The 24,867-nt window shown below is 68.9% G+C and carries 17 protein-coding genes and 3 rRNA genes; 2 read left to right on the forward strand and 18 right to left on the reverse strand.

Going from position 1 to position 24,867, the window contains the following annotated elements; genetic code table 11:
* Positions 1-8: 8 nt before the first annotated feature.
* Positions 9-2,456: an aminopeptidase N gene (gene pepN, locus EXE59_RS19130; protein WP_168218607.1), complete on the forward strand. Its 2,448-nt coding sequence runs from the start codon at positions 9-11 to the stop codon at positions 2,454-2,456.
* Positions 2,457-2,480: 24 nt separating this feature from the next.
* Here pepN and EXE59_RS19135 read toward each other — a convergent pair whose 3' ends face one another.
* Genes EXE59_RS19135 through EXE59_RS19170 form a run of 8 tightly spaced genes read right to left on the reverse strand, consistent with a single transcriptional unit; the run spans position 2,481 to position 11,089 of the window.
* Positions 2,481-4,178 carry a CTP synthase gene (locus EXE59_RS19135; protein ID WP_135840322.1) on the reverse strand — a complete coding sequence of 566 codons (1,698 nt, stop codon included), beginning with the start codon at positions 4,176-4,178 and terminating at the stop codon, positions 2,481-2,483.
* 11 nt (positions 4,179-4,189) lie between these two features.
* Positions 4,190-5,086 (reverse strand): copper transporter, encoded by an 897-nt coding sequence (locus tag EXE59_RS19140; protein WP_168218608.1) that lies wholly within the window; start codon positions 5,084-5,086, stop codon positions 4,190-4,192.
* Positions 5,083-6,282, reverse strand: a complete 1,200-nt coding sequence (steA, locus tag EXE59_RS19145; protein WP_135840324.1) for a putative cytokinetic ring protein SteA — start codon at positions 6,280-6,282, stop codon at positions 5,083-5,085. The genes EXE59_RS19140 and steA overlap by 4 nt, the downstream gene beginning before the upstream one ends.
* A 15-nt stretch (positions 6,283-6,297) precedes the next feature.
* Complete coding sequence (recN, locus tag EXE59_RS19150; RefSeq protein WP_135840325.1) at positions 6,298-8,070, reverse strand: DNA repair protein RecN; 1,773 nt, start codon at positions 8,068-8,070, stop codon at positions 6,298-6,300.
* The gene (locus tag EXE59_RS19155; protein ID WP_135840326.1) at positions 8,063-9,028 is read right to left on the reverse strand and encodes an NAD kinase; all 966 of its coding nucleotides are present in this window, start codon (positions 9,026-9,028) and stop codon (positions 8,063-8,065) included. Before EXE59_RS19155 ends, recN begins: the two co-directional genes overlap by 8 nt.
* Positions 9,025-9,864 (reverse strand): TlyA family RNA methyltransferase, encoded by an 840-nt coding sequence (locus EXE59_RS19160; RefSeq protein WP_135840327.1) that lies wholly within the window; start codon positions 9,862-9,864, stop codon positions 9,025-9,027. Before EXE59_RS19160 ends, EXE59_RS19155 begins: the two co-directional genes overlap by 4 nt.
* A 6-nt stretch (positions 9,865-9,870) precedes the next feature.
* Positions 9,871-10,059, reverse strand: a complete 189-nt coding sequence (locus tag EXE59_RS19165) for a hypothetical protein (protein WP_135840328.1) — start codon at positions 10,057-10,059, stop codon at positions 9,871-9,873.
* A 10-nt stretch (positions 10,060-10,069) separates the two neighbouring features.
* On the reverse strand, positions 10,070-11,089 hold the full coding sequence (locus EXE59_RS19170; protein WP_246056912.1) for an HAD-IIA family hydrolase: 1,020 nt from the start codon (positions 11,087-11,089) through the stop codon (positions 10,070-10,072).
* Between the two features lie 48 nt (positions 11,090-11,137).
* Between EXE59_RS19170 and EXE59_RS19175 the strand changes: the two genes are divergently transcribed.
* Positions 11,138-12,256: a DUF1015 family protein gene (locus EXE59_RS19175; RefSeq protein ID WP_135840329.1), complete on the forward strand. Its 1,119-nt coding sequence runs from the start codon at positions 11,138-11,140 to the stop codon at positions 12,254-12,256.
* Here EXE59_RS19175 and EXE59_RS25010 read toward each other — a convergent pair.
* The 10 genes from EXE59_RS25010 to EXE59_RS19225 form a co-directional block, all read right to left on the reverse strand.
* Positions 12,231-12,770 carry a single-stranded DNA-binding protein gene (locus EXE59_RS25010; protein WP_342777218.1) on the reverse strand — a complete coding sequence of 180 codons (540 nt, stop codon included), beginning with the start codon at positions 12,768-12,770 and terminating at the stop codon, positions 12,231-12,233. The genes EXE59_RS19175 and EXE59_RS25010 overlap by 26 nt on opposite strands.
* 99 nt (positions 12,771-12,869) lie before the next feature.
* A 5S ribosomal RNA gene (rrf, locus tag EXE59_RS19185) occupies positions 12,870-12,987 on the reverse strand.
* 141 nt (positions 12,988-13,128) lie between these two features.
* A 23S ribosomal RNA gene (locus EXE59_RS19190) occupies positions 13,129-16,256 on the reverse strand.
* 483 nt (positions 16,257-16,739) lie between these two features.
* Positions 16,740-18,255, reverse strand: a 16S ribosomal RNA gene (locus EXE59_RS19195).
* The 16S, 23S and 5S rRNA genes sit together here, the layout of an rRNA operon.
* A gap of 464 nt (positions 18,256-18,719) precedes the next feature.
* Positions 18,720-19,283 (reverse strand): DNA-3-methyladenine glycosylase, encoded by a 564-nt coding sequence (locus EXE59_RS19200; RefSeq protein ID WP_135840330.1) that lies wholly within the window; start codon positions 19,281-19,283, stop codon positions 18,720-18,722.
* On the reverse strand, positions 19,267-20,703 hold the full coding sequence (gene argH, locus EXE59_RS19205) for an argininosuccinate lyase (protein ID WP_135840331.1): 1,437 nt from the start codon (positions 20,701-20,703) through the stop codon (positions 19,267-19,269). Before argH ends, EXE59_RS19200 begins: the two co-directional genes overlap by 17 nt.
* The gene (gene argG, locus EXE59_RS19210) at positions 20,703-22,136 is read right to left on the reverse strand and encodes an argininosuccinate synthase (RefSeq protein ID WP_135840332.1); all 1,434 of its coding nucleotides are present in this window, start codon (positions 22,134-22,136) and stop codon (positions 20,703-20,705) included. The genes argH and argG overlap by 1 nt, the downstream gene beginning before the upstream one ends.
* Positions 22,133-22,666, reverse strand: coding sequence for an arginine repressor (locus EXE59_RS19215; protein WP_135840333.1), 534 nt, complete (start codon positions 22,664-22,666; stop codon positions 22,133-22,135). Before EXE59_RS19215 ends, argG begins: the two co-directional genes overlap by 4 nt.
* Entirely contained in the window at positions 22,663-23,598 is a 936-nt protein-coding gene (argF, locus tag EXE59_RS19220; RefSeq protein ID WP_135840334.1) for an ornithine carbamoyltransferase, read from the reverse strand. The genes EXE59_RS19215 and argF overlap by 4 nt, the downstream gene beginning before the upstream one ends.
* Complete coding sequence (locus EXE59_RS19225; protein WP_135840335.1) at positions 23,598-24,797, reverse strand: acetylornithine transaminase; 1,200 nt, start codon at positions 24,795-24,797, stop codon at positions 23,598-23,600. The genes argF and EXE59_RS19225 overlap by 1 nt, the downstream gene beginning before the upstream one ends.
* Positions 24,798-24,867: the final 70 nt, after the last annotated feature.

Here is a 24,867-nt window from a genome sequence, read left to right on the forward strand (position 1 = left end):
TCGGGCCCATGACGTTGTCGAGCCTCACCAAGTCCGAAGCAGCGATCCGCTCCGACCTCCTCGAGGTGCAGCGCTACGACATCGCCGTGGACATGACGGGCCTGCTGGAGGGCGAGCTCTTCTCCTCCGTCAGCACCATCAGCTTCACCTGCTCCGAGCCCGGCGCCACGACGTTCGTGGACGTCGCCATGGAGGTGCGGAGGGCGACCCTCAACGGCGAGGAGATCGACGTCGCGCTGGCCGCCGACGGGCGGCTCCCCCTGCCCGCGCTGGCGGCAGACAACGTCCTCGTCGTCGAGGCCGACACCACCAACACCGGTCGCGGCGAGGGCATCCTGCGCACCGTCGACCCCACGGACAAGCTCGTCTACGTCTGGACCAGCCTCGAGCCCGACGAGGCCCGCCGCGTCTGGGCCTGCTTCGACCAGCCAGACCTCAAGGCGCCGCACCGCTTCGTCGTGACGGCTCCGTCGTCGTGGGTGGTGACCTCCAACGGCGCCCCGGAGTCGGTCGTCGACGCCGAGACCGAGGACGCGAGGACCTGGTCCTTCCCCGACACCCCTCGCCTCTCGACCTATGTCGTCGTGGTCAACGCCGGCCCGTTCCACGAGGTACGCCGCCGGCACGACGGCTACGACCTCGGCTTCTACTGCCGGCAGTCACTCGTGCCCGTCCTCGAGCGCGACCTCGAGGAGATGGTCACCCTCACCCGGCAGGGCCTGGCGTTCTTCGGCGAGAAGTTCGGCTACCCCTTCCCGCAGGAGCGCTACGACCAGGTCTTCGTGCCCAACCTCGGCGGCGCCATGGAGAACTGGGGCTGCGTCACCTACGGCGACGGCCAGCTCTTCCGTACGCCCCCGACCCACGCGCAGCGCGCCGTCCGCGCGGAGTTCATCTTCCACGAGATGGCGCACATGTGGTTCGGCGACCTCGTGACGATGCAGTGGTGGGACGACCTCTGGCTCAACGAGGCCTTCGCGTCCTGGGCGGCCAACTGGGGCATGGCCGGCGCCAGCGAGTTCACCGACCAGTGGGCGACCTTCCTGGCGGTCTCGAAGCGCACCGCCTACGAGATGGACATGAGCCCGGCCCGCCACCCGATCCGCAGCGACGTCCCGGACGTCTCGGCCGCCATGTCCAACTTCGACGCGATCACCTACGTCAAGGGCCAGAGCGTCCTCCACCAGCTCGTCGCGTTCATCGGCGAGGACGCGTTCGTGGAGGGGCTGCGCGACTACTTCGCGCGCTACGCCTTCACCAACACGCGGCTCGACGACCTCATGGACTGCTACGCACGCGCCTCCGGCCGCGACCTGTCGGCCTGGACCAAGGCCTGGCTCGACGAGGCGGGGACCGACGTCATCTCGCTGGTCGACGACGAGCTCGTGGTCGAGACGACCGACGACCAGGAGCCGCGGCCGCACCGGCTCGACATCGCCGTCTTCGACACCTCCGGCGACGACCTGGTGCCGGTGGGACGCTCCTCCCACGAGGTCGACGGGCGGCGCACGCCGGTCGAGCTGCCCGCCGGCGACCTGCGACTCGTCAACGCCGGCGACTACACCTTCGCCGCGGTCAAGCCCGACCGCGTGTCGCTCGCCCGCATGCTGGAGCGGATCCAGCAGCTCGACGACCCGCTCGACCGGGCCCTGGTGGCCGCCACCGCGGGACAGCTGCTGCTGCTCGGCGACGTCGCGCCCCGGGACGTGTCGGCCGCGCTGAACCGCGCCCTGTCGTCCGAGACCAGCCCCGCCCTCATCGAGCCGTTGCTCGCCCAGGCCCTGCAGGTGGCCGACCGGTGGGCACCTGCCTCGGAGTCGCCCGACCTCCTGCGCGGGCTCGCCGACGCCGCGGCCGGCCTCGTCGACCTGCCCGACGCCCGCCAGGCCGCGCTCCGTACGCTCGCCGCGTCCGCGTCCACCGACGCCCACTGGGCGACCCTGGAGGCGGCCGCCGAGGACGCGACCGACCTCGACCTCGCGTGGCGGATGACCGTGCGCCGCTCCGAGCTCGGCGACTACGACGAGGACCGGGTCGCCCGGCTCCTCAAGTCCGACCCCGACCCCGACGCCGGGATGCGCCGCCTCGCGGTGCTCGCCGCCCACCCGAGCCGCGAGGCCAAGGAGGAGGTGTGGCGTGCCTTCTTCGTCGACTACGCCGTGCCCGCCAGCAGGGAGACCCTTGTCCTCGGTTCCACGTTCTGGCGTCCCGGCCAGGCCGAGCTGCTGGCCCCGTTCACGCACCGCTACCTCGAGGAGCTCCACACCCTCAAGGGCGGCCTGCTCAACCAGGGCCTCACCATCCGCGCGATGTACCCCCTCGGCGCCGGCGACGCGGAGTTCCTCGCCGCCGCCGAGGCCGCCGCCGACGACACGAGCCTGATGGCGTACGCCCGCAACCAGCTCCGCTCGAACTCGTTCGTCCTCGGCCGGATCCTCCGGGCGCGACAGCTCTAGCCCGCCACCACCCGCCGCCGAGGGTCAGACCTCGGCGGAGTCCTCGTCCTTGCGGCGCAGGCCCGACTCGTCGATCGGGAAGCGCTCGGAGCGCTGCCGCTCGATGGCGGCACCCACGAGACCGGCGAAGAGCGGGTGCGGCCGGGTCGGGCGCGAGCGCAGCTCGGGGTGCGCCTGGGTCGCGACGTAGTAGGGGTGCACGTCGGCAGGCAGCTCGACGAACTCCACCAGACCGAGCTCGGGGTTGACGCCGGAGAAGACCAGGCCGGCCTGGGCCAGGGTGTCGCGGTAGGCGTCGTTGAACTCGTAGCGGTGGCGGTGGCGCTCCTCGACCGTCGCCGACCCGTACGCGCCGCGCACCACGCTGCCCTCGGCGAGGTCGGCGCGCTGGAGGCCCAGGCGCATGGTGCCGCCGAGGTCGCCGGCGCCCTCGACGAACTTCTTCTGCTCCTCGATCGTGGAGATGACCGGCTCGAGCGTGTCGGGATCGAACTCCGTCGACCCCGCCTTGGCCAGTCCGGCCACGTTGCGGGCGTACTCGATGACCATGCACTGCAGGCCCAGGCACAGGCCGAGGGTCGGGATGCCGTGGGTGCGCGTGTAGCGCAGCGCCCCGAGCTTGCCCTCGATGCCGCGCACCCCGAAGCCGCCGGGGACGAGCACCGCGTCGACGTCGGCGAGCTGCCGGGCGGCACCCGCCTCGGTCTCGCACTCGTCGGAGGCGACCCAGCGGATGTTGACCTTGGCCTCGTGGGCGAACCCACCGGCACGCAGGGCCTCGCTGACCGACAGGTAGGCGTCGGGGAGGTCGATGTACTTGCCGACGAGCGCGACCGTGACCTCCTCCGAGGGATGGTGCACCCGTCGCAGCAGGTCGTCCCACGTGGTCCAGTCGACGTCGCGGAACGGCAGGTCGAGGCGCCGCACGACGTAGGCGTCGAGACCCTCGCGGTGCAGCACCTTGGGGATGTCGTAGATCGACGGCGCGTCGGCGGCGGTGACGACCGCCTCGTCGTCGACGTCGCACATGAGCGCGATCTTGCGCTTGATGCCCTCCGGCAGCTCACGGTCCGCGCGACACACGATGGCGTCGGGCTGGATGCCGATCGAGCGCAGGGCGGCCACGGAGTGCTGCGTGGGCTTGGTCTTCAGCTCCCCCGACGGCCCGATGTAGGGCACGAGCGACACGTGGATGAAGAAGCAGTTGTCGCGGCCGATCTCGTGACGCGTCTGGCGTGCGGCCTCGAGGAACGGCAGCGACTCGATGTCGCCCACCGTGCCGCCGACCTCGGTGATCACGACGTCGATGTCGGGACCGCCCATCGCGAGGATGCGGTCCTTGATCTCGTTGGTGATGTGCGGGATGACCTGGACGGTGTCACCGAGGTAGTCGCCGCGGCGCTCCTTGGCGATGACCGTGGAGTAGACCTGGCCGGTCGTCACGTTGGCGATCTGGTTGAGGTCGGTGTCCAGGAAGCGCTCGTAGTGGCCGATGTCGAGGTCGGTCTCCGCGCCGTCGTTGGTCACGAAGACCTCGCCGTGCTGGAACGGGTTCATCGTGCCCGGATCGACGTTGAGGTACGGATCCAGCTTCTGCATCGTCACGCGCAGTCCGCGCGCCTTCAGCAGGTTGCCCAGGCTCGAGGCGGTGAGCCCCTTGCCGAGGGAGGAGGCGACGCCTCCAGTGACGAATACGTGCTTGGTCGGCGTGCGGCTCTTCACGGGCTTCGATCCTACCCGAGCGGGACCGGTCCGTCCGCACCCGACGCACCGAACGCACCACCCGGTGTCGCCAGCGAGCGCTGGAGCGTGATGATCGTCGCCACGCGCCCGGCGACCGTGTCGATCCCGTCGAGGCTGGCGACGCCGGCCGAGGCGGGGTCGGCGCGGAAGCGGCCGAGCTGTCCGGATCCGCCGTCGGCAGTGGTGCCGGCCAGCACCAGGCCGACCGACTGCGCGGCGAGTCCCTGGGCCAGTCCGGCGAGGATCGCGTCGGAACCCTCGTCCCCGGCGTCCGTCCCGAGCACGAGCAGGACCAGCGGAGCGCGCTGCGCCACCTCGGCCGGCTCCTCCATCAGCCCGGCGCCGCTGACGGCGTCGACGATGGCACGCGCCTTGCCGTTGACCTCCTGGCCCTCGACCTCCTTCGTGGCAACGGCGAGGCCGAGCAGCTGGCCGATCCGGTCGTACGTCGACGCGTCGGCGGCGACGTCACCCTCGGCCTGCTGGGTCAGCAGCTGGCTGCCGAGCGTGTCGACCAGCGACTTCTGGCCGGGGTCGACGAGGTCGTCACTGATCTCGTAGCGCGCGCTGACGGTGCCGCCGGAAACCCCCACCTGCTCAGCGAGCGCCGACACGAGCCGCTCGTCTGCCCCGGGCAGGGTCACCATCGCGACCGAGCGGTCGGCCAGCCGTCCGCCGATCGCGCCCGGGCCGAGCGCCCTGACGTAGCTCTCGGTGTAGGCGGTGCGGGCCTGGTCGTCCGTGGCCGCAGGGTCGTCGTCGTCGTCGGCCGCGGCCACGACGGTCTGGCCGACGTCGGACAGCGGCCCCCCGCCCAGGACGATGCCGACCGCGAGCGCGAGGAAGACGGCGACGACGGTGAGCAGGTGGTGGCGCAGGGTGATCACGGGAGGAGTCCTCGTACGTTGTCGATCAGGTCGGACGTGGTGGTCGTGACGCCCGGGGACAGGTCGTCCACCCACTGCTGACCGACCGGTGTGACGCTGACCGCGGCAGCGAGGGCGAGCGTCCCGGCGGCGAGCGCGCCGGCGAGGTGCCTGGGCCGCACGGCTCCGTCGTAGAGCCGGGGCAGGGCGGCCGCGTCGACGAGGTCCGGACCGAGCTTGAGCCGGGTCAGGAAGGTGCTGGCCAGCCCGGTGCGGCGGCTGTCGAGGAACTCGTCGAGGGTGGCGTGCAGGCCCACGCCCACGACGAGGGACGCGTCGCTGGCGGAGGCCAGCAGCAGCGCGGCGTCCTCGGTGGTCGCGGTCGTCTCGAAGCGGAGCGGGCGGATGCCGAGGCGCTCGAACGGCTCGGTGGCACTGCGGGGCGCGCCGCGCTGGACGAGCACGACGACGTCGCGGGCCTTGCGGAGCACCGCGGCTGCGGGGACGTCGTCGGAGCCGCCGGTCACCACGACCACGTCGGGTCGGTGCCCGGCGCTGACCAGCGCCTCGGCCCCGCGGTCCACGCCGATCAGGACCGGGCGCTGCTCGCGCACGAACGGCTTGATGCCGCGCAGCTCGGACTCCCAGCCGTGCGAGCGCACGGCGACCACCACCGCCCGGCCGGCCATCTCGGTCGCCGTCCTCGGGACGCCGTGGCCGTGCAGGAGCAGGTCCTCCTCGCGGCGGAGGAACTCGGTGCTGTTGTGGGTGAAGCTCTCCAGCTGGGCGACCAGGCCCGAGCGCGCCTTGTCCATCTCGGCCCGCACCAGCTCGGCGGTGAGCTCGCGGGCGGGTGCGACCAGGCTGTCGCCGGCGAACACGTCTCCCCCGTCGATCCGGAGGGCGGCTCCGTCCTTGACGCGGTCGAAGACCGCCGGACCGGCGTTGTCCACCACGGCCAGGCCCGCCTCGACGAGGAGCTCGGGCCCGAGGTTGGGGTAGCGCCCCGAGATCATCGGGCCGGCGTTCACCACGGCCACGACACCGGCGTCCACCAGGGACTGCGCGGTGGCCCGGTCCATGTCGAGGTGGTCGAGGACGGCGACGTCGCCGTCGTGCAGGCGGCCGAGCGCGTGGGCCGTGCGCCGGTGGACCCGGGCGGTGCCGTGGACGCCGGGAAGGGTGGGGGCTGGGCGGGAGCGGACTGCGAACTTCATGACCGCGCCATGGTGTCAGCCGCGACCCGGCCCTTCGGGGAGGCACGCCCGCTCGGGCGCGGCGGCCTCGAGCAGCTCGCGAGCGTGCGCGCGCGCACTGTCGGAGTCCTCGACGCCGGCGAGCATGCGGGAGAGCTCGCGCTCACGATCCTCCTCGCTCAGCGACACCAGGCCGGAGGTCGTGACGGATCCGTCGCTGGACTTGTGCACGACCACGTGCCGGTCGGCGTACGCCGCCACCTGGGGCAGGTGCGTCACCACGAGGACCTGCGAGGTGCGCGCGAGCGCGGCCAGCCGGCGACCGACCTCGATGGCTGCCTTGCCACCGACGCCGGCGTCGACCTCGTCGAAGACGAACGTGGGCACCGATCCGGTCTCGGCCAGGGAGACCTCGAGTGCCAGCATCACGCGTGAGAGCTCTCCCCCCGAGGCCCCCTTGTGCAGCGGTCGGGCGTCGGCGCCGTTGTTGGCGGCGAGCAGGAACTCCACGTCGTCGACCCCGTGCACGCTCCCTCGCACCCATCGGCCGTCCACCAGCAGCTGTGGCCCTGCCGGGGTCTCCGGCGCAGGCGTCTCCTGCTGCGTGACGGCGATGGTCACGGTCGCGTGCGGCATCGCGAGCGACGTGAGCTCGTCGCTCACCGCGGCGGCCAGTCGCTCGGCCGCGTCGGCCCGCTGGGCGCTCAGCGTGGACGCCAGCCGGCCGAGCTCGCCACGCAGGCGGTCGCGCCGCTGCTCGAGCTCGCTGATCCGGCCGTCGGTGTCCTCGAGGTCCATCAACCGCTTCGCGCCGTCCTCGGCCCAGGCCAGCACCTCGTCGATCGTCTCGCCGTACTTGCGCGTGAGCGCCGTCAGCGCTGCCCGGCGCTCCGAGACCGCAGCGAGCCGGCCCGGGTCGGTCTCCAGCGAGGCGGCGTAGGACGCGACGTCACCGGCCACGTCGACCAGGAGGTGACCGAGCTCGGCCAGCCGGTCGGCCAGCTCACCGGCCGTGGCGTCGTGCACGCGTACGCCATCGAGGGCCCGGCGCGCGGCGCTCGTGGTCGCCAGGGCGTCGGTGGCCCCCTCGTCGCTGGACAGCGCCTCCCGGGCCGTCTCGGCCGCGGTGCGCAACGTGTCGGCGAAGCCGAGCCGGGTCTCCTCCGCGGCGAGCTCGGCGTCCTCCCCCGGTCGCGGGTCCACGGCCTCGACCTCGCCGAGGCCGAACCGGAGCTGGTCTGCCTCGCGGGCACGCTCACGGGCGGAGCCGACCACCTCGGCGAGGGTGCGCTCGGTGGCCGCGAGCTCGGCCCACGACTCGGCGAAGGCCGTCGACGTGGTCGCGAGCGGGTCGCCCCCGAACCGGTCGAGCGCGGCGCGCTGGGCCCCGGCCCGGAGCAGGCGGTGCTGGTCGGACTGGCCGTGGACGGCAACGAGCGGCTCGGCGACCTCGGCCAGCGTGGTCACGGGCACGGCGGCACCCCCGACCCAGGCACGCGAACGGCCCTGGGCCGCCACGTTCCGCGCCAGCACGACCTGGTCGTCCTCGACCTCCCCGCCGAGCCCTTCGACAGCCTCCCTGAACCCGGTCAGCGACCCGGTAGCGACGACCCCCTCGACCCGCGACTGCCGGGCCCCGGATCGTACGGCTCCCGAGTCGGCCCGGCCGCCGAGCAGCAGGCCGAGCGCAGTGACGACCATCGTCTTGCCGGCGCCGGTCTCGCCGGTGATCACGGTCAGGCCGGGGCCGAGCTCGAGGGTCGACGACTCGATGACCCCGAGCTGGCTGATCCGCAGCTCCTCAAGCATCCCGCTCACCTGCCTCGGCGTCCCCGCCGTCGCGGCGACGACGCTCGGCGGCGCCTCGCCAGCCCTCGACCGGCAGGTCGAACTTCGCGACCAGGCGGTCGGTGAACGGCGCCTGGTGCAGGCGGACGAGCCGCACCGGGCGTGCGCCCCGGCGCACCTCGATGCGCGCTCCGGGCGGAAGGTCGACCGTCCGGCGCCCGTCGCACCACAGGACACCCGAACCCTCGGTGTGGGAGAGCACCTCGACGGCCAGGACCGAGGTCGGGGCCACCACCATCGGCCGGGCGAAGAGGGCGTGGGCGCTCAGCGGCACCATCAGCAGTGCCTCGACCTCTGGCCACACCACCGGTCCCCCGGCACTGAAGTTGTAGGCGGTGGAGCCTGTCGGCGTGGCACACACGACACCGTCGCAGCCCCAGCGGGAGAGCGGGCGGCCGTCGACCTCGATGACGACCTCCAGCATCCGCTCGCGGGCAGCCTTCTCCACGCTCGCCTCGTTGAGCGCGAAGGTCGAGAACACCGTGTCCTGCCCGACCTTCACCCGCACGTCCAGCGTGAGCCGGTCCTCGGCGGTGTAGTTGCGCTCGACGATCGCGGCGATCGTGGACTCGACGTCGTCCTGCTCGGCCTCGGCGAGGAAGCCGACGTGGCCGAGGTTGACCCCCAGCATCGGCGTGCTCGTCTCGTGGGTGAGCTCGGCGGCTCGCAGGATCGAGCCGTCGCCACCGATGACGAGCACGAGCTCGCAGCCCTCGCCGGGCAGGTGGTCGGGAAGCGTCGTCTCGACGAGGCCGTCAGCCTCCGCCAGCCCGAGGTCCGAGGCCTCGTCGGGCAGCAGGCGTACGGCGATGCCGTGCGTGGTGAGGCTCTTGACGCACTGGCGGGCCACGTCGCGCGCTTCCGCGCGACCGGTGTGCGCCAGCACCAGGACTCGGCGCCGCGGGCTCTGGTTGGTCACGGATCCACCCTCTCACCCGCCACCCCCATCGCCCCGGCGCGCTCCACCTCGGCACGGATCTCGTCCGCTCCGACCGAGGCGGGCCCCTGGCGCAGCAGCAGGAAGAACTCGACGTTGCCCGACGGCCCGGGCAGCGGGCTCACGGTCACGGCGACAGCGCCCCAGCCGCGCTCGGCAGCCAGGTCCGCGATGGTGGTGACGGCTTCGGCCCGCAGCCCGAGGTCGCGCACCACCCCACCCCTGCCGACGCGGTCCTTGCCCACCTCGAACTGCGGCTTCACCATCAGCGCGAGCGCACCGTCGTCGCGGGTCACCGACAGGAGCGGGTCGAGCACCAGGGCCAGCGAGATGAAGGACAGGTCGCCGACCACGAGGTCGACCGGCTCGCCCACGAGGTCGAGGGTGAGCTCGCGGATGTTGGTGCGGTCGTGGACCTGTACGCGGTCGTCGCTCTGCAGCGACCACGCCAGCTGGCCGTAGCCGACGTCGACGGCGACCACCTCCCGGGCTCCCCCGCGCAGCAGAACGTCGGTGAAGCCGCCCGTGGAGGCACCCGCGTCCAGGCAGCGCTTGCCGGCGACGTCGAGGCCGTGCTCGGCGAACGCCGCCAGCGCTCCGGCGAGCTTGTGCCCGCCGCGGGAGACGTAGTCCACCGTCGACGGATCGTCCTTGACCACGATCGCGACGTCGGTGGTCACCCCGGTCGCCGGCTTGGTGGCCGGGGCACCGGAGACGGTCACCCGCCCGGCTGCCACCAGCTCGCTGGCGTGCTCGCGCGAGCGGGCCAGGCCGCGCCGGACGAGCTCCTGGTCCAGGCGAAGTCGTCTGGGCGGCACGGTCGCTCAGGCGTCCCGGTCGTCGCCGGACGCGTCGGGGCGGGCGTCGAGTGCTCGTCGGAGCTGGTCGTGCGCACGCTCGAACACCTGCACGTGCTGGTCCAGCGGGGACTCGGCCAGCGCAGCGACCTCCGCCAGCACACGGTCCACTGCCTCGACGCCGGTGGACTCGTGGTCGGCGGACACCTCGCTCATGGCCGCGAGCCTACTCGGCGCCGAGCCGTCGAACCGGTCCGGGCGGCGTCGTGTCGGAGACGTCGGCGACCTTTCCCGACTCGTCGAGGTGCCGCCAGCACGCGGTGGCGGCCACCCGCCACCAGTCCGCGTCGGTCCCCTCCCCCGTCACCCGGAGCCGGCCGTCGTCCACCCGGGCCGCCCACCCGCCGAGCTCGACGCTCCCGCCGTCCTGCGAGGGGATCGGGTGGGGCTCGAACAGCCCCTCCAGCGTGGGCGAGATGTACGTGGGGCGCAGCTCCTCGGTGGCCGCGGCCAGCTCCTCCAGCCACGTCACGCCGGTGAGGACGAGCAGGGACGGCGCCGCGATGGCATGCGCACCCTCGATGTCGGTGTCGAGCCGGTCCCCCACCATGAGCGGCCTGTCGCCACCGACGCGCAGGACGGTCTCCTCCATCAGCGGCTTCTCGGGCTTGCCGGCGACCGTGGCCTCGACGCCGGCGAAGCCGGTGATCGTACGCACCAGGACGCCGTGCCCGGGGGCGAGGCCGTAGGGGGTCGGGATCGTCAGGTCCGCGTTGCTGGCGACGTAGGGCATTCCGTCCCGCACGAGCGTCGAGACCCGCATGATGTCCCGCCACCGGACGTCGGGGCCGTAGCCGCTCGCAACCGCCACGGCGTCCGCGGGGTCGTCGGTCGGCTCGAGGCCCGCCTCGAGGAGCGCCACCCGCAGCCCCTCACCTCCGAGCAGCAGGATCCTGGCGCCCTCGCCGTGCGCCTCGGCCAGCAGGCGCGCTGCCGCCTGGGCCGACGTGACGACGTCCGCCGCCACCGCGGCGACCCCCACCCCGGTGAGCTTCTCGGCCACCTGGGCCGGTGTACGCGAAGCGTTGTTCGTCACGAACGCGACATGGCGTCCCGTCGCCCGTACGCGGTCGATGTGGTCTGCGACGCCGTCAATCGCCTCCCCGCCGACGTAGACCACGCCGTCGAGGTCGAACATGACCAGGTCGTGAGCCTCGACGACCGGCGTCGCGGACTCCTCGAGCATGCTGAACCCCTCTCCGGGGCGTGACGAGCACACCCCTACGATGCTTCGATGGACTCCGCCACCATCGTGCCTCCCTACGTGGCGAAGCCCCTCGAGCTGTTGCCGTTCCGGGCCGTGATGCTGGCGCCGGAACGCGTGGGCGACCCGGCCTCCGCGCGGGCGTTGGCGCGACCCTACCGCGACGTCGCCACGCGGCTGACGCAGTGGATCCAGCATGGTCGTGCGAGCACCGACAACGCGGCCGCCCTGTACGTGCACGAGTACACGTCGGGGGGCCTCACGGTCCGTGGCCTCGTCGGAGCCCTCCGCGTGTCCGAGCGAGCAGCCTCGCCCAGCGATCGAGCGGTGTGGCCCCACGAGGCCATCCATCCCGAGCAGGCCGGTGAGCTCGCGGACCGGATGGCGCAGATGGAGCTCAACCCGGCGCCGATCCTGCTCGTCCACCACGGCCCCGACGCCCTGCGCGAGGTCCTCGGCGAGGTCACGCGCGCGCAGCCGGACTGGCGCTACCTCGACAAGACCGGACAGCGTCAGCGCATCTGGGCGGTCCGCGACACGGAGCGGCTGGACACCATCGCCACCCTGCTCGCCACCTCCCGCTGCCTCATCGCCGACGGTCACCACCGGTACGCCGCGTACCTCCGTCTCCAGGAACAACACCCTGGAACGGCGTGGGACGCCGGACTCGCGATGCTCGTCGACCAGCACGACACGCCGCTGTTCCTCGGCGCGATCCATCGCACCCTTCCCGGCATCTCACTCATGCAGCTGGCAGAGGCGGCCCGTGGTGCCGGCGCCGACGTCGCCGAGCTAGGTCGCGCGCGGGCCCTCGGCGCCCTCGACAGCACGCATCTCGTGCTCACCGATGCCGCGACGTGGTACGCCGTGGCGCCGGGCGACCTCTCCCGCCAAGCCGCGGTGTCCTGGCTCCACGACCACGTGCTCGTCCGACTCGCCGATCCGCTCCCGAGGGTCGAGTACCACCACAGCGTCGACGAGGCGCTCGCTGCGTCGTCTGCCACGACGCCTGGGGTGCTGCTCCCCAGCCCTGACTTCGAGCAGGTTCGCTCGATCGTCGAGTCCGGCGGGCTCCTCCCCGAGAAGGCGACCTCGTTCCAGCCGAAGCCGAGCCTCGGCGTCCTCATGCGACCGATGAACGGCGCATGATCCGCGCGGCGGACGCCTCCACCTCGACGCGCGACCGTGTGGCACCTCCCGCCTGGTAGAACCGGCACCGCACTGCTCCCACCACCTCCACGAGGTCACCGGCACGCCAGGTGGCGATGCTGCGCCGTAGCCGAGGGGCCCACGCCGTGCACGGGACCGAGTCGACGCGCTGCCCCGGGGTCGGTCCACGGCCACTCGGCGACGCGCGGGGCACCGAGATCCGAAAGGTCATGAGCACGTCCCCGCTCGGGAGCTCCACGGTCGCTGGAGCAGCGCTCAGCCGCCCCAGCAGCCGCACCTCGTTGGCCGGGACCTCGGCATCGTCGGGATCCCGGGTGGGCGGCCTCCTGGCCACCTTCTTCGGGGTCCGAGTGTTCACGGTCTGTGCTGTCGTCACAGTGCACCTCCTGGACCGAGAGGATGCTCGACACCTCCGACCGCCGGCTCCTTCGACCACGGCACCCTGTGGACAACGCGTCTCGCGGATGCCCTGTGGACGATTGGTGGTCGTCACGCCACCTGTCTGGGCCCGCGGCCACCCACCTCCTCGTGAGGTGACTCAGGAAATGCAAAAGTGGGGCCACCCGAGGGTGACCCCACTTTCACAATGTTTGTCCGGCGGCGTCCTACTCTCCCACAACCTCTCGGTTGCAGTACCATCGGCGCTGAAAGGCTTAACTTCCGGGTTCGGTATGGGACCGGGTGTTTCCCGTTTCGCTATGGCCGCCGTAACTCTTTCAACCTGATCAAACTCTCTCACCCCTGGCACACGCCCTTCGGGCGTGTGGGGGGTTGGGTTTGTTGGTTGGGAACTGCCTAGTGGACGCGAACATGTGTTCGTTGTTTTGCGCGTGTGTGGTCTTGTACGTGGTTGGGACAAGCCCTCGGCCTATTAGTACCGGTCGGCTGGGCATTACTGCTGTACACCTCCGGCCTATCAACCCCATGTTCTGTGGGGGGCCTTACCCCATTGTTGGGTGGGAAACCTCATCTTGAAACGTGCTTCCCGCTTAGATGCATTCAGCGGTTATCACTTCCGAACGTAGCCAACCAGCCGTGCTCTTGGCAGAACAACTGGCACACCAGAGGTTCGTCCATCCCGGTCCTCTCGTACTAGGGACAGCCTTTCTCAAGTTTCCTGCGCGCGCGGCGGATAGGGACCGAACTGTCTCACGACGTTCTAAACCCAGCTCGCGTGCCGCTTTAATGGGCGAACAGCCCAACCCTTGGGACCTACTCCAGCCCCAGGATGCGACGAGCCGACATCGAGGTGCCAAACCATCCCGTCGATATGGACTCTTGGGGAAGATCAGCCTGTTATCCCCGGGGTACCTTTTATCCGTTGAGTGACCACGCTTCCACATGCCGTGGCCAGATCACTAGTTCCGACTTTCGTCCCTGCTCGACATGTCTGTCTCACAGTCAAGCTCCCTTGTGCACTTACACTCGCCACCTGATTGCCAACCAGGCTGAGGGAACCTTTGAGCGCCTCCGTTACATTTTAGGAGGCAACCGCCCCAGTTAAACTACCCATCAGGCACTGTCCCTGATCCGGATAACGGACCTAGGTTAGACATCTAGTACGACCAGAGTGGTATTTCAACGTTGACTCCACCCACACTGGCGTGTGGACTTCACAGTCTCCCACCTATCCTACACAAGCCGTACCAAACACCAATACCAAACTATAGTAAAGGTCCCGGGGTCTTTCCGTCCTGCCGCGCGTAACGAGCATCTTTACTCGTAGTGCAATTTCGCCGAGTCCATGGTTGAGACAGCGGGAAAGTCGTTACTCCATTCGTGCAGGTCGGAACTTACCCGACAAGGAATTTCGCTACCTTAGGATGGTTATAGTTACCACCGCCGTTTACTGGGGCTTAAATTCTCAGCTTCGGCACAAGTGCCTAACCGGTCCTCTTAACCTTCCAGCACCGGGCAGGAGTCAGTCCGTATACATCGTCTTACAACTTCGCACGGACCTGTGTTTTTAGTAAACAGTCGCTTTCCCCTGGTCTCTGCGGCCCTTCACGCTTCCCCAGCAAGTGGGTACACGATCCGGGCCCCCCTTCTCCCGAAGTTACGGGGGCATTTTGCCGAGTTCCTTAACCATGGTTGTCTCGATCGCCTTAGTATTCTCTACTTGATCACCTGAGTCGGTTTGGGGTACGGGCGGCTCGTTGCTCGCTAGAGGTTTTTCTCGACAGCATAGGATCACCCACTTCGCCATACATGGCTCCGCGTCACGTCTCAGGCTCCACACTGAAGTGGATGGTGCGGATTTGCCTACACCACGCCCTACACGCTTGCCCACAGACAACCATCGCTGTGGTTGGGCTACCTTCCTGCGTCACCCCATCGCTTGACTACTACCAGCTCGGGTCCCACGCTCCACCCACCAGCCTCGCCCCGAAGGGTCCGGTCCGATGAGCTTCGGGTGGTTAGCATCACCAGGTTCGTCATGGGCGCAACTTCGCCGGTACGGGAATATCAACCCGTTGTCCATCGACTACGCCTGTCGGCCTCGCCTTAGGTCCCGACTTACCCAGGGCAGATTAGCTTGACCCTGGAACCCTTGATCATTCGGCGCACGGGTTTCTCACCCGTGATTCGCTACTCATGCCTGCATTCTCACTCGTGTGGCCTCCACGCCTGGATCACTCCGACGCTTCACTGCCCACACGACGCTCCCCTACCCATCCAGCGCACTGAACACCGATCGAGTCGATGCTGATGTATTCGCTGAATGCCATAGCTTCGGCGGATGACTTGAGCCCCGCTACATTGTCGGCGCGGAATCACTTGACCAGTGAGCTATTACGCACTCTTTCAAGGGTGGCTGCTTCCAAGCCAACCTCCTGGTTGTCAATGCGACTCCACATCCTTTTCCACTTAGTCACCGCTTAGGGGCCTTAGCTGATGGTCTGGGCTGTTTCCCTCTCGACTACGGAGCTTATCCCCCGCAGTCTCACTGCTGCGCTCTCACTTACCGGCATTCGGAGTTTGGCTAACGTCAGTAACCTTGTAGGGCCCATCGGCTATCCAGTGCTCTACCTCCGGCAAGAAACACGCAACGCTGCACCTAAATGCATTTCGGGGAGAACCAGCTATCACGAAGTTTGATTGGCCTTTCACCCCTATCCACAGGTCATCCCCTCAGTTTTCAACCTAAGTGGGTTCGGTCCTCCACGTCGTCTTACCGACGCTTCAACCTGCCCATGGATAGATCACTTCGCTTCGGGTCTTGAGCGCGCTACTGAATCGCCCTGTTCGGACTCGCTTTCGCTACGGCTTCCCCACACGGGTTAACCTCGCAACACACCGCAAACTCGCAGGCTCATTCTTCAAAAGGCACGCCGTCACCCCCCACAAGTGGGAAGCTCCGACGGATTGTAGGCACACGGTTTCAGGTACTATTTCACTCCCCGCCAGGGGTACTTTTCACCTTTCCCTCACGGTACTTGTCCGCTATCGGTCATCAAGGAGTATTTAGGCTTAACGGGTGGTCCCGCCAGATTCACACGGAATTTCAGGGGTTCCGTGTTACTTGGGAACACGCTCGGAAGCCTGCGCTTTACGTCTACGGGCCTATCACCCTCTACGGTACGGCTTTCCAACCGACTTCGACTTCCACACAGGTTTCTTACTTCCTCGGTGCACGGCAGCACACCATGAGCGGTCCCACGACCCCATGACTGCAACCCCTGCCGGGTATCACACAGCCATGGTTTAGCCTCATCCGATTTCGCTCGCCACTACTCTCGGAATCACTGTTGTTTTCTCTTCCTGTCGGTACTGAGATGTTTCACTTCCCGACGTTCCCTCCACACACCCTATGTGTTCAGGTGCAGGTAACACGACATGACTCGTGCTGGGTTTCCCCATTCGGACACCCCCGGATCACAGCTTGGTTGCCAACTCCCCAGGGCTTATCGCAGGCTCCAACGTCCTTCATCGGCTCTTGATGCCAAGGCATCCACCATGTGCCCTTCATAGCTTGTCTCAACAACGTCAAGACAACACACACAAAGAGACAACACCAGCCCACCCCCCAATCAAAGAGGCAGGCCAGCCTTCGACGCGACCCGTCAGGAAAAACAGGCCACGCCAGAACTCAAAAACTTGAGCTCATTGAACTACTTGCAACCAACCACAACCCAACCGGTACAACCCGAAAGGGCCCGAAAGGGCGGGCGGCTACAAAGATGCTCGCGTCCACTATGCAGATCTCAAACAACAACCCCACCAACACCCCCGACCACCCACACAGGGCACCCACGAGCAAAGGGAGGACCAGAACAACCAACCATCCGGCTGATCCTTCAGGACCCAACAGTGTGCCTGACCCCATCCCCCACCAACGCAGGGCCATGAGCAACCAGCCAAGACCCCCGAAGGGACCCCGACCAGCCATCGACGATTCCACTAGTGAACACCACCATGCGTGCCAGAACATCCGCCTGGCATCGGGGCGCGTGCTCCTTAGAAAGGAGGTGATCCAGCCGCACCTTCCGGTACGGCTACCTTGTTACGACTTCGTCCCAATCGCCAGCCCCACCTTCGACGGCTCCCTCCACAAGGGTTGGGCCACCGGCTTCGGGTGTTGCCGACTTTCGTGACGTGACGGGCGGTGTGTACAAGGCCCGGGAACGTATTCACCGCAGCGTTGCTGATCTGCGATTACTAGCGACTCCGACTTCATGGGGTCGAGTTGCAGACCCCAATCCGAACTGAGACCGGCTTTTTGGGATTCGCTCCCCCTTACGGGATCGCAGCCCTTTGTACCGGCCATTGTAGCATGCGTGAAGCCCTGGACATAAGGGGCATGATGACTTGACGTCATCCCCACCTTCCTCCGAGTTGACCCCGGCAGTCTCCTATGAGTCCCCACCATTACGTGCTGGCAACATAGAACGAGGGTTGCGCTCGTTGCGGGACTTAACCCAACATCTCACGACACGAGCTGACGACAGCCATGCACCACCTGTACACCCCCAAAAGAAGCCCCATCTCTGGAGCGGCAGGGTGTATGTCAAACCCAGGTAAGGTTCTTCGCGTTGCATCGAATTAATCCGCATGCTCCGCCGCTTGTGCGGGCCCCCGTCAATTCCTTTGAGTTTTAGCCTTGCGGCCGTACTCCCCAGGCGGGGCGCTTAATGCGTTAGCTGCGGCACGGAATCCGTGGAATGGACCCCACACCTAGCGCCCAACGTTTACGGTGTGGACTACCAGGGTATCTAATCCTGTTCGCTCCCCACACTTTCGCTCCTCAGCGTCAGGTCATTCCCAGAGAACCGCCTTCGCCACCGGTGTTCCTCCTGATATCTGCGCATTTCACCGCTACACCAGGAATTCCGTTCTCCCCTGAATACCTCTAGTCTGCCCGTATCGAAAGCAAGCGCCGTGTTAAGCACGGCGTTTTCACTCCCGACGCGACAAACCGCCTACGAGCCCTTTACGCCCAATAATTCCGGACAACGCTCGCACCCTACGTATTACCGCGGCTGCTGGCACGTAGTTGGCCGGTGCTTCTTCTCCCACTACCGTCACTTGCGCTTCGTCATGGGTGAAAGAGGTTTACAACCCGAAGGCCGTCATCCCTCACGCGGCGTTGCTGGATCAGGCTTCCGCCCATTGTCCAATATTCCCCACTGCTGCCTCCCGTAGGAGTCTGGGCCGTGTCTCAGTCCCAGTGTGACCGGTCACCCTCTCAGGCCGGCTACCCGTCGAAGCCATGGTGAGCCATTACCTCACCATCAAGCTGATAGGCCGCGAGCACATCCCTGGCCGAAAAACTTTCCACCACCATCCCATGCGAGAAGTGGTCGTATCCGGTATTAATCACCGTTTCCGGTGGCTATCCCAAAGCCAAGGGCAGATTACTCACGTGTTACTCACCCGTTCGCCGCTCGAGTACCACCGAAGTGGCCTTTCCGCTCGACTTGCATGTGTTAAGCACGCCGCCAGCGTTCGTCCTGAGCCAGGATCAAACTCTCCATCGAAAAACACCACCACCCAACCCACAGGGCCAGGCAGCGACTATCAATAAGAGCCACATCCCCCGACTGAACAAAACTAGCGAAAGACACCCCAAACCCAAAAGAGCCCAGGGCATCAGCCAGAATCATTGTCAAAGAAACCGCGACACCAACCAAAGCCAGTGCCAACGGGGCATAACAAACTAATTCGTCGACTAATCAAACACACTGTTGAGTTCTCAAGAATCAGACGCACCCGATCCTCGCCAGCTGGGCTGGTCCGGTCGCGGGGCAACCTGCAGAAACTTACCGGGCGCTCCATCCCGCGTCAAACTCGGCGGGACTTCGTGCTTCGGTGGTCGCAGCTGGTTTCCGCTTCATCTGACCTTCTGGCCAGGAGGCGGCGCCGCTTGCGGCGACAGGTGAAACATTAGACGACGTCCTCCCGACATGCCAAACCGGGGGTCGCCTCCACGCAAAACCGCAGGTCAACGGCCTGCGGGGCGAGGCGCCGCCGGCCGGTAGGCGCTGACGGTGGGGTCGTCCGTCGCCCAGAAGCGCCACGGCAGGTCGGCGGCGCGGCGCAGTCCGACGCGTGGCCCGCGACTGATCTGGACCACCCTCTCCCCCGGTTCGAGGTGCGGAACTACCCCGTTGGCGGCCAGGTCGATGCCGAGTGCGCGGCACAGACGGGCGGGTCCGCGAGCGAGATCGCGGTCCGAGGACCCCGGGCGGCGGGACCGGGCGCGATCGATCCCACCCACCACCTCGCCCGCGCGGAGCAGCACCGCTCCCGGGTCCCCGTCGGGACCCGTGACGAGGTTGGCGCAGTGGTGCATGCCGTAGACGAAGTAGACGTACAGGCGGCCCGGCGGTCCGAACATCACCGCGTTGCGAGGCGTACGGCCGCGGTAGGCGTGGGACCCGGGGTCGGCAGGACCGGCGTAGGCCTCCACCTCGGTGAGGCGTACGGACACGTCCCCATGGGTGAGGACGGCGCCGAGCAGCCGGGGAGCGACCTCGAGCGGGTCGCCCTCAGCCCAGTCGACCACGGTGACCGGCGCTGCTGGTCCGCAGCTCGTCGAGCTGCTCGCGCACCCGTACAGGGGCCGTGCCGCCGCGACCGGCGCGCGACGACACCGAGCCGGCCACGGTGAGCACCGACCTGACCTCGGGGGTGAGGGCGGGCGAGATCGCGGCCAGCTGGTCGTCGGTCAGGTCGGGCAGGTCGCAGCCGAGCTCCTCGCAGCGGCGTACGCAGGCACCCGCGAGCTCGTGCGCGTCGCGGAACGGCACTCCTTCCCGCACCAGCCACTCGGCCACGTCGGTGGCGAGCGAGAAGCCCTGGGGGGCGAGCTCTGCCATCCGCGGGCCGTTGAAGGTGAGGGTGGCGATCATCCCGGTGACCGCTGGCAGCAGCACCTCGAGGGTCTGGACGGAGTCGAAGACCGGCTCCTTGTCCTCCTGCAGGTCTCGGTTGTAGGCGAGCGGCAGGCCCTTGAGGGTGGCCATCAGGCCCGACAGGTTGCCGATGAGCCGGCCGGACTTGCCGCGGGCGAGCTCGGCGATGTCGGGGTTCTTCTTCTGCGGCATGATGCTCGAGCCGGTCGACCACGAGTCGTGGAGCGTCGCGAAGTCGAACTCGCGGGTGGTCCAGAGGATGACCTCCTCGGCGAGCCGGGAGAGGTCGACGCCTACCTGGGCGGTGACGAAGGCGAACTCGGCAGCGAAGTCGCGCGCGGCAGTGCCGTCGATGGAGTTCGCGGAGGATCCCGTGAACCCGAGCTCGGCGGCGACGGCCTCGGGGTCGAGGCCCAGGGTCTGGCCGGCGAGCGCGCCGGAGCCGTACGGGGAGTCGCCGGCCACGCGGGCGTCCCAGTCTCGCAGCCGCTCGACGTCGCGCACGAGCGGCCACGCGTGCGCGAGCAGGTGGTGGGACAGCAGCACCGGCTGGGCGTGCTGCAGGTGCGTGCGTCCCGGCATCACGACCTCGAGGTGGTCGGCGGCCTGGCCGGCGAGCACGTCGACGAGGTCGAGCAGCAGCCCGGAGATGGTGCGGGCGTGGTCGCGGAGGTACGCCCGGAACAAGGTCGCGACCTGGTCGTTGCGCGAGCGTCCGGCGCGCAGCCGGCCGCCGACCTCGGGGCCGACCTCCTCGAGGAGCAGCCGCTCGAGCGCGCCGTGCACGTCCTCGTCGCTGTCGGCCGGTCGGAGGTCTCCGGAGGCGTACCGCTCCCCCAGTGCGGCGAGCCCGCGGAGGAGCTCGGCGTGGTCGGCGTCGGTGAGGAGCCCGGCGCGGTGCAGCGCGTTGGCGTGGGCGCGCGAGCCCGCGAGGTCGTACGGCGTGAGCTGCCAGTCGAAGTGCGTCGACCGCGACAGCGCCTGGAGCTCCGGGGACGGGCCGCTCGCGAACCGTCCACCCCACAGCGACCCCTCGTTGGTCGTGCCTGCGCCCGTCGGTGTGTCACCCATCAGTCGGTCCCGAACTCCATCGCGGCGCTCTCGAGCGCGCTCTCGTCGGCCGATGCGTCGGCGGCGGGGTTGTCGGTGATCCGGTCGTAGCCCCCGGACTCGATCTCACCGAAGAGCGTGCCGTTCTCCACGAGCACCTGGCCCTGGTCGAGTGGCTGGGCGGCGTACAGCTCGAGCTTGGCGCGCGAGTCGGCGATGTCGAGGTTGCGCATGGTCAGCTGGCCGATGCGGTCGGTGGGGCCGAAGGCGGCGTTCTCGGTGCGCTCCATGGACAGCTTGTCGGGGTGGTAGCTGAACGAGGGGCCGTCGGTGCGCAGGACCGTGTAGTCCTCGCCGCGCCGCAGGCGGAGGGTGACCTCGCCGGTGACGAGCGAGGCGATCCAGCGTTGGACGGACTCGCGGATCATCAGCGCCTGCGGGTCGAGCCAGCGGCCCTCGTAGAGCAGCCGGCCGAGCTTGCGGCCCTCGTTGTGGTACTGCGCGACGGTGTCCTCGTTGTGGATGGCGTTGACCAGCCGCTCGTAGGCGATGAAGAGCAGCGCCATCGCGGGGGCCTCGTAGATGCCGCGGGACTTGGCCTCGATGATGCGGTTCTCGATCTGGTCGGACATGCCGAGGCCGTGGCGGCCGCCGATGGTGTTGGCCTCGTGGACGAGCGCGACCGGGTCGCTGTAGGTCGTGCCGTTGATGGCGACCGGACGGCCCTGGTCGAAGCGGATCGTGACGTCCTCGGCCTCGATCGCGACCGAGGGGTCCCAGAACTTCACGCCCATGATGGGCTCGACGGTCTCGAGGGAGACGTCGAGGTGCTCGAGGGTCTTGGCCTCGTGGGTGGCGCCCCAGATGTTGGCGTCGGTCGAGTACGCCTTCTCCTGGCTGTCGCGGTAGGGCAGGTCGCGCTCGGTGAGCCAGGCGCTCATCTCGTGGCGACCGCCGAGCTCGGTGACGAAGTCGGCGTCGAGCCAGGGCTTGTAGATCCGCAGGTCGGGGTTGGCGAGCAGGCCGTAGCGGTAGAACCGCTCGATGTCGTTGCCCTTGAACGTCGACCCGTCGCCCCAGATGTTGACGTCGTCGTCGTGCATGGCCCGCACCAGCATCGTGCCCGTGACCGCACGGCCGAGCGGCGTGGTGTTGAAGTAGACGCGGCCGCCCGAGCGGATGTGGAAGGCGCCGCAGGCGAGGGCGGCCAGGCCCTCCTCGACGAGCTGGGTCTTGCAGTCGACCGCCCGGGCGAGCTCCGCGCCGTACTGCATGGCGCGCGACGGCACTCCCGAGATGTCGGGCTCGTCGTACTGGCCGATGTCGGCGGTGTAGGTGCAGGGCACCGCTCCCCTGGCACGCATCCAGGCGACCGCCACGGAGGTGTCGAGGCCTCCGGAGAACGCGATGCCGACGCGCTCGCCGACCGGGAGGGAGGTGAGGACCTTGCTCACTGGGAGTCCTTTGCTGGGGTGGTGTGGTGGGCGTTGGCCAGGTCGAGGAACCGCTGGGCGAGGGCGTCGCCGCCGAGCGGGTCGCGACCGATGACCAGGACGGTGTCGTCGCCGGCGATCGTGCCGAGGATGTCGCCGAGGTCGGCCTTGTCGAAGGCGCTGGCCAGGAACTGTGCGGCGCCCGGCGGGGTGCGGAGCACGACGAGGTTGGCGCTGGCCTCCGCGCTGACCAGGAGCTCGCCGCAGAGCCGGGCGAGCCGGTCGCGGCCGGCGGCCGTCTCGCGGGGCGCGGACACGGACCGGTCACCGCCCTCGCCCGGCACGGCGTACACGAGGACGCCGTCGACGCTGCGCACCTTGACCGCGTCGAGCTCGACCAGGTCGCGACTGAGCGTGGCCTGGGTGACGCGGACCCCGTGGTCGCCGAGCAGGTCGGCGAGCTCGGTCTGCGAGCGCACCGGGTGGGAGGTGACGATGTCGATGATCCGCTGGTGCCGGGCGCTCTTGGTCAGAGGTGACACGGCGCTCATGATGACCGCTCCAGCAGCCAGGTCAGCACCGCCTTCTGGGCGTGGCGGCGGTTCTCCGCCTCGTCCCACACGACCGAGTGCGGCCCCTCGATGACCTCCTCGGAGATCTCCTTGCCCCGGTAGGCGGGCAGGCAGTGCATGACGATCGCGTCCGCGGCAGCGTGCGCGAGGAGCTCCTCGGTGATGCCGTAGGGCGGGAAGACGCGCAGCCGCTCCTGCGCCTCCTCCTCGCGGCCCATGCTCACCCAGGAGTCCGTGATGACGACGTCGGCGCCCGTGACCGCCTCGACCGGGTCGGTGACCAGCTCGACCGACCCGCCCGTGCCCTGGGCGATCTCACGCGCCCGGGCGACGACGTGCGCGTCGGGGGTGAAGCCGTCCGGCGCGCCGACCACCACGTGCAGGCCGGCGTTGGCACCCGCGAGCACCCACGAGTTGCCCATGTTGCACGCGCCGTCGCCGACGAACGCGGCCCGCACGCCGGCGAGCCGGCCCTTGTGCTCGCGGACCGTCTGGAGGTCGGCGAGGAGCTGGCAGGGGTGGAACTCGTCGGTCAGCGCGTTGAGGACCGGCACGCCGGAGTAGGCCGCCATGGTCACCACGTCGGCCTGGTGGGCGGTGCGCCACACGATCGCGGCGGCCTGCCGGCCGAGGATCCGGGCGACGTCCTCGACGCCCTCCCGGGACCCCATCGCGGCGAGCCCGCCGTCGACCGTCATCGGGTTGCCCCCGAGCTCGGCGATGCCGGCGGCGAACGACACCTGCGTGCGCAGCGTCGGGCGGTCGAAGACGAGCGCGACCGTGTGCGGGCCGGCCAGGGGCTTGTGGTCGAACGGCTCGGCCTTCATGCGGTCGGCCAGGTCGAGGACCTCGAGCAGCTCCGACGGCGAGAGGTCGTCGTCGCGGAGCAGGTGGCGCGTGGTGGGCGTCATCAGGTGGCCTCCTGGCCGGAGAGCGCCGCTCGCGCGGCGTCGAGGATCGCGGGCAGGGCCGCGTCGAGGGCGTCGAGGTCGGCGGCGGTGATGACCAAGGGCGGTACGAAGCGCAGCCGGGTCGGACCCGTCGCGTTGAGGATGAATCCGGCCGCGCGCGCCGAGGCGACGGCGTGGGTGGCGTACGGGCCGTCGAGCTCGGCGCCGCGCATGAGGCCGACGCCGGTCACCTCGACCACGCCCGCCTGCTTGCGCAGCAGCGCCTCGAGCTGCGCGCCCCGCTCGACCGCTGCCTCGAGCAGGCCGTCGGCCGCGACCGTCTCGATCACCGCGCGACCCGCGGCGGCGGCGACCGGGTTGCCGCCGAACGTGGTGCCGTGGTTGCCGGGCTGGAGCAGCGAGGCCGCCGCACCGTGCGCGACGGTGGCACCGATCGGGATGCCGCCGCCGAGACCCTTGGCGAGCGTGACGACGTCGGGGCGCACGCCCTCGACGAGGTGGTGGGCGAACCACGCACCGGTCCGTGCGATGCCGCTCTGCACCTCGTCGAGCCACAGGAGCGCGCCGTGCTCGTGGGCGATCCGCTGCGCCGCGGCGAGGTAGTCGGCGGAGGGCACGACGACACCGGCCTCACCCTGGATCGGCTCGAGCACCACGGCGGCGACGGTGTCGTCGACGGCGGCCTCGAGCGCATCGACGTCGTCGTACGGCACGAAGGTGACGTCGCCGGGCAGCGGCTCGAACGGCTCGCGGTAGGCGGCCTTGGACGTCAGCGCGAGCGCACCCATGGTGCGGCCGTGGAAGGAGCCCTCCGCGGCGACGAGGCGGGTCCGACCGGTGCGCCGGGTGAGCTTGAGCGCGGCCTCGTTGGCCTCGGCGCCGGAGTTGCTGAAGAAGACGCGCGCCGACGAGTCCCAGCCCAGCAGACCGACGAGCTCCTCGGCGAGGGCGACCTGCGGCTCGGTGGCGAAGAAGTTGGACACGTGGCCCAGGGTCGACAGCTGGCTGCTCACGGCCTCGACCAGCGCGGGATGCGCATGGCCGAGGACGTTCACCGCGATGCCGCCGAGCAGGTCGACGTACTCCTTGCCGTCGGCGTCCCACACGTGCGCGCCCGCGCCGCGCACGAGGGCGAGGACCGGAGGACCGAAGGTGTTCATCACCGCACCGGCGTAGCGGTCCTGGAGTGACTCGCTCATGACGGGGTCCCTGCGGCGTTGTCGAACGGAGGAGCGAAGCGGAGGAGGTCGAGAACGTCGTGGGGTGTCT

Source organism: Nocardioides eburneiflavus, assembly GCF_004785795.1.
Taxonomy (GTDB): domain Bacteria; phylum Actinomycetota; class Actinomycetes; order Propionibacteriales; family Nocardioidaceae; genus Nocardioides; species Nocardioides eburneiflavus.

Coding starts and splice junctions, on each gene's coding strand:
- pepN (WP_168218607.1), top strand. CDS start 9: ATGACGTTGTCGAGCCTCACCAAGTCCGAAGCAGCGATCCGCTCCGAC.
- steA (WP_135840324.1), bottom strand. CDS start 6,282: ATGAAGTTCGCAGTCCGCTCCCGCCCAGCCCCCACCCTTCCCGGCGTC.
- recN (WP_135840325.1), bottom strand. CDS start 8,070: ATGCTTGAGGAGCTGCGGATCAGCCAGCTCGGGGTCATCGAGTCGTCG.
- EXE59_RS19165 (WP_135840328.1), bottom strand. CDS start 10,059: ATGAGCGAGGTGTCCGCCGACCACGAGTCCACCGGCGTCGAGGCAGTG.
- EXE59_RS19170 (WP_246056912.1), bottom strand. CDS start 11,089: ATGCTCGAGGAGTCCGCGACGCCGGTCGTCGAGGCTCACGACCTGGTC.
- EXE59_RS19175 (WP_135840329.1), top strand. CDS start 11,138: ATGGACTCCGCCACCATCGTGCCTCCCTACGTGGCGAAGCCCCTCGAG.
- argH (WP_135840331.1), bottom strand. CDS start 20,703: ATGGGTGACACACCGACGGGCGCAGGCACGACCAACGAGGGGTCGCTG.
- EXE59_RS19215 (WP_135840333.1), bottom strand. CDS start 22,666: ATGAGCGCCGTGTCACCTCTGACCAAGAGCGCCCGGCACCAGCGGATC.
- argF (WP_135840334.1), bottom strand. CDS start 23,598: ATGACGCCCACCACGCGCCACCTGCTCCGCGACGACGACCTCTCGCCG.
- EXE59_RS19225 (WP_135840335.1), bottom strand. CDS start 24,797: ATGAGCGAGTCACTCCAGGACCGCTACGCCGGTGCGGTGATGAACACC.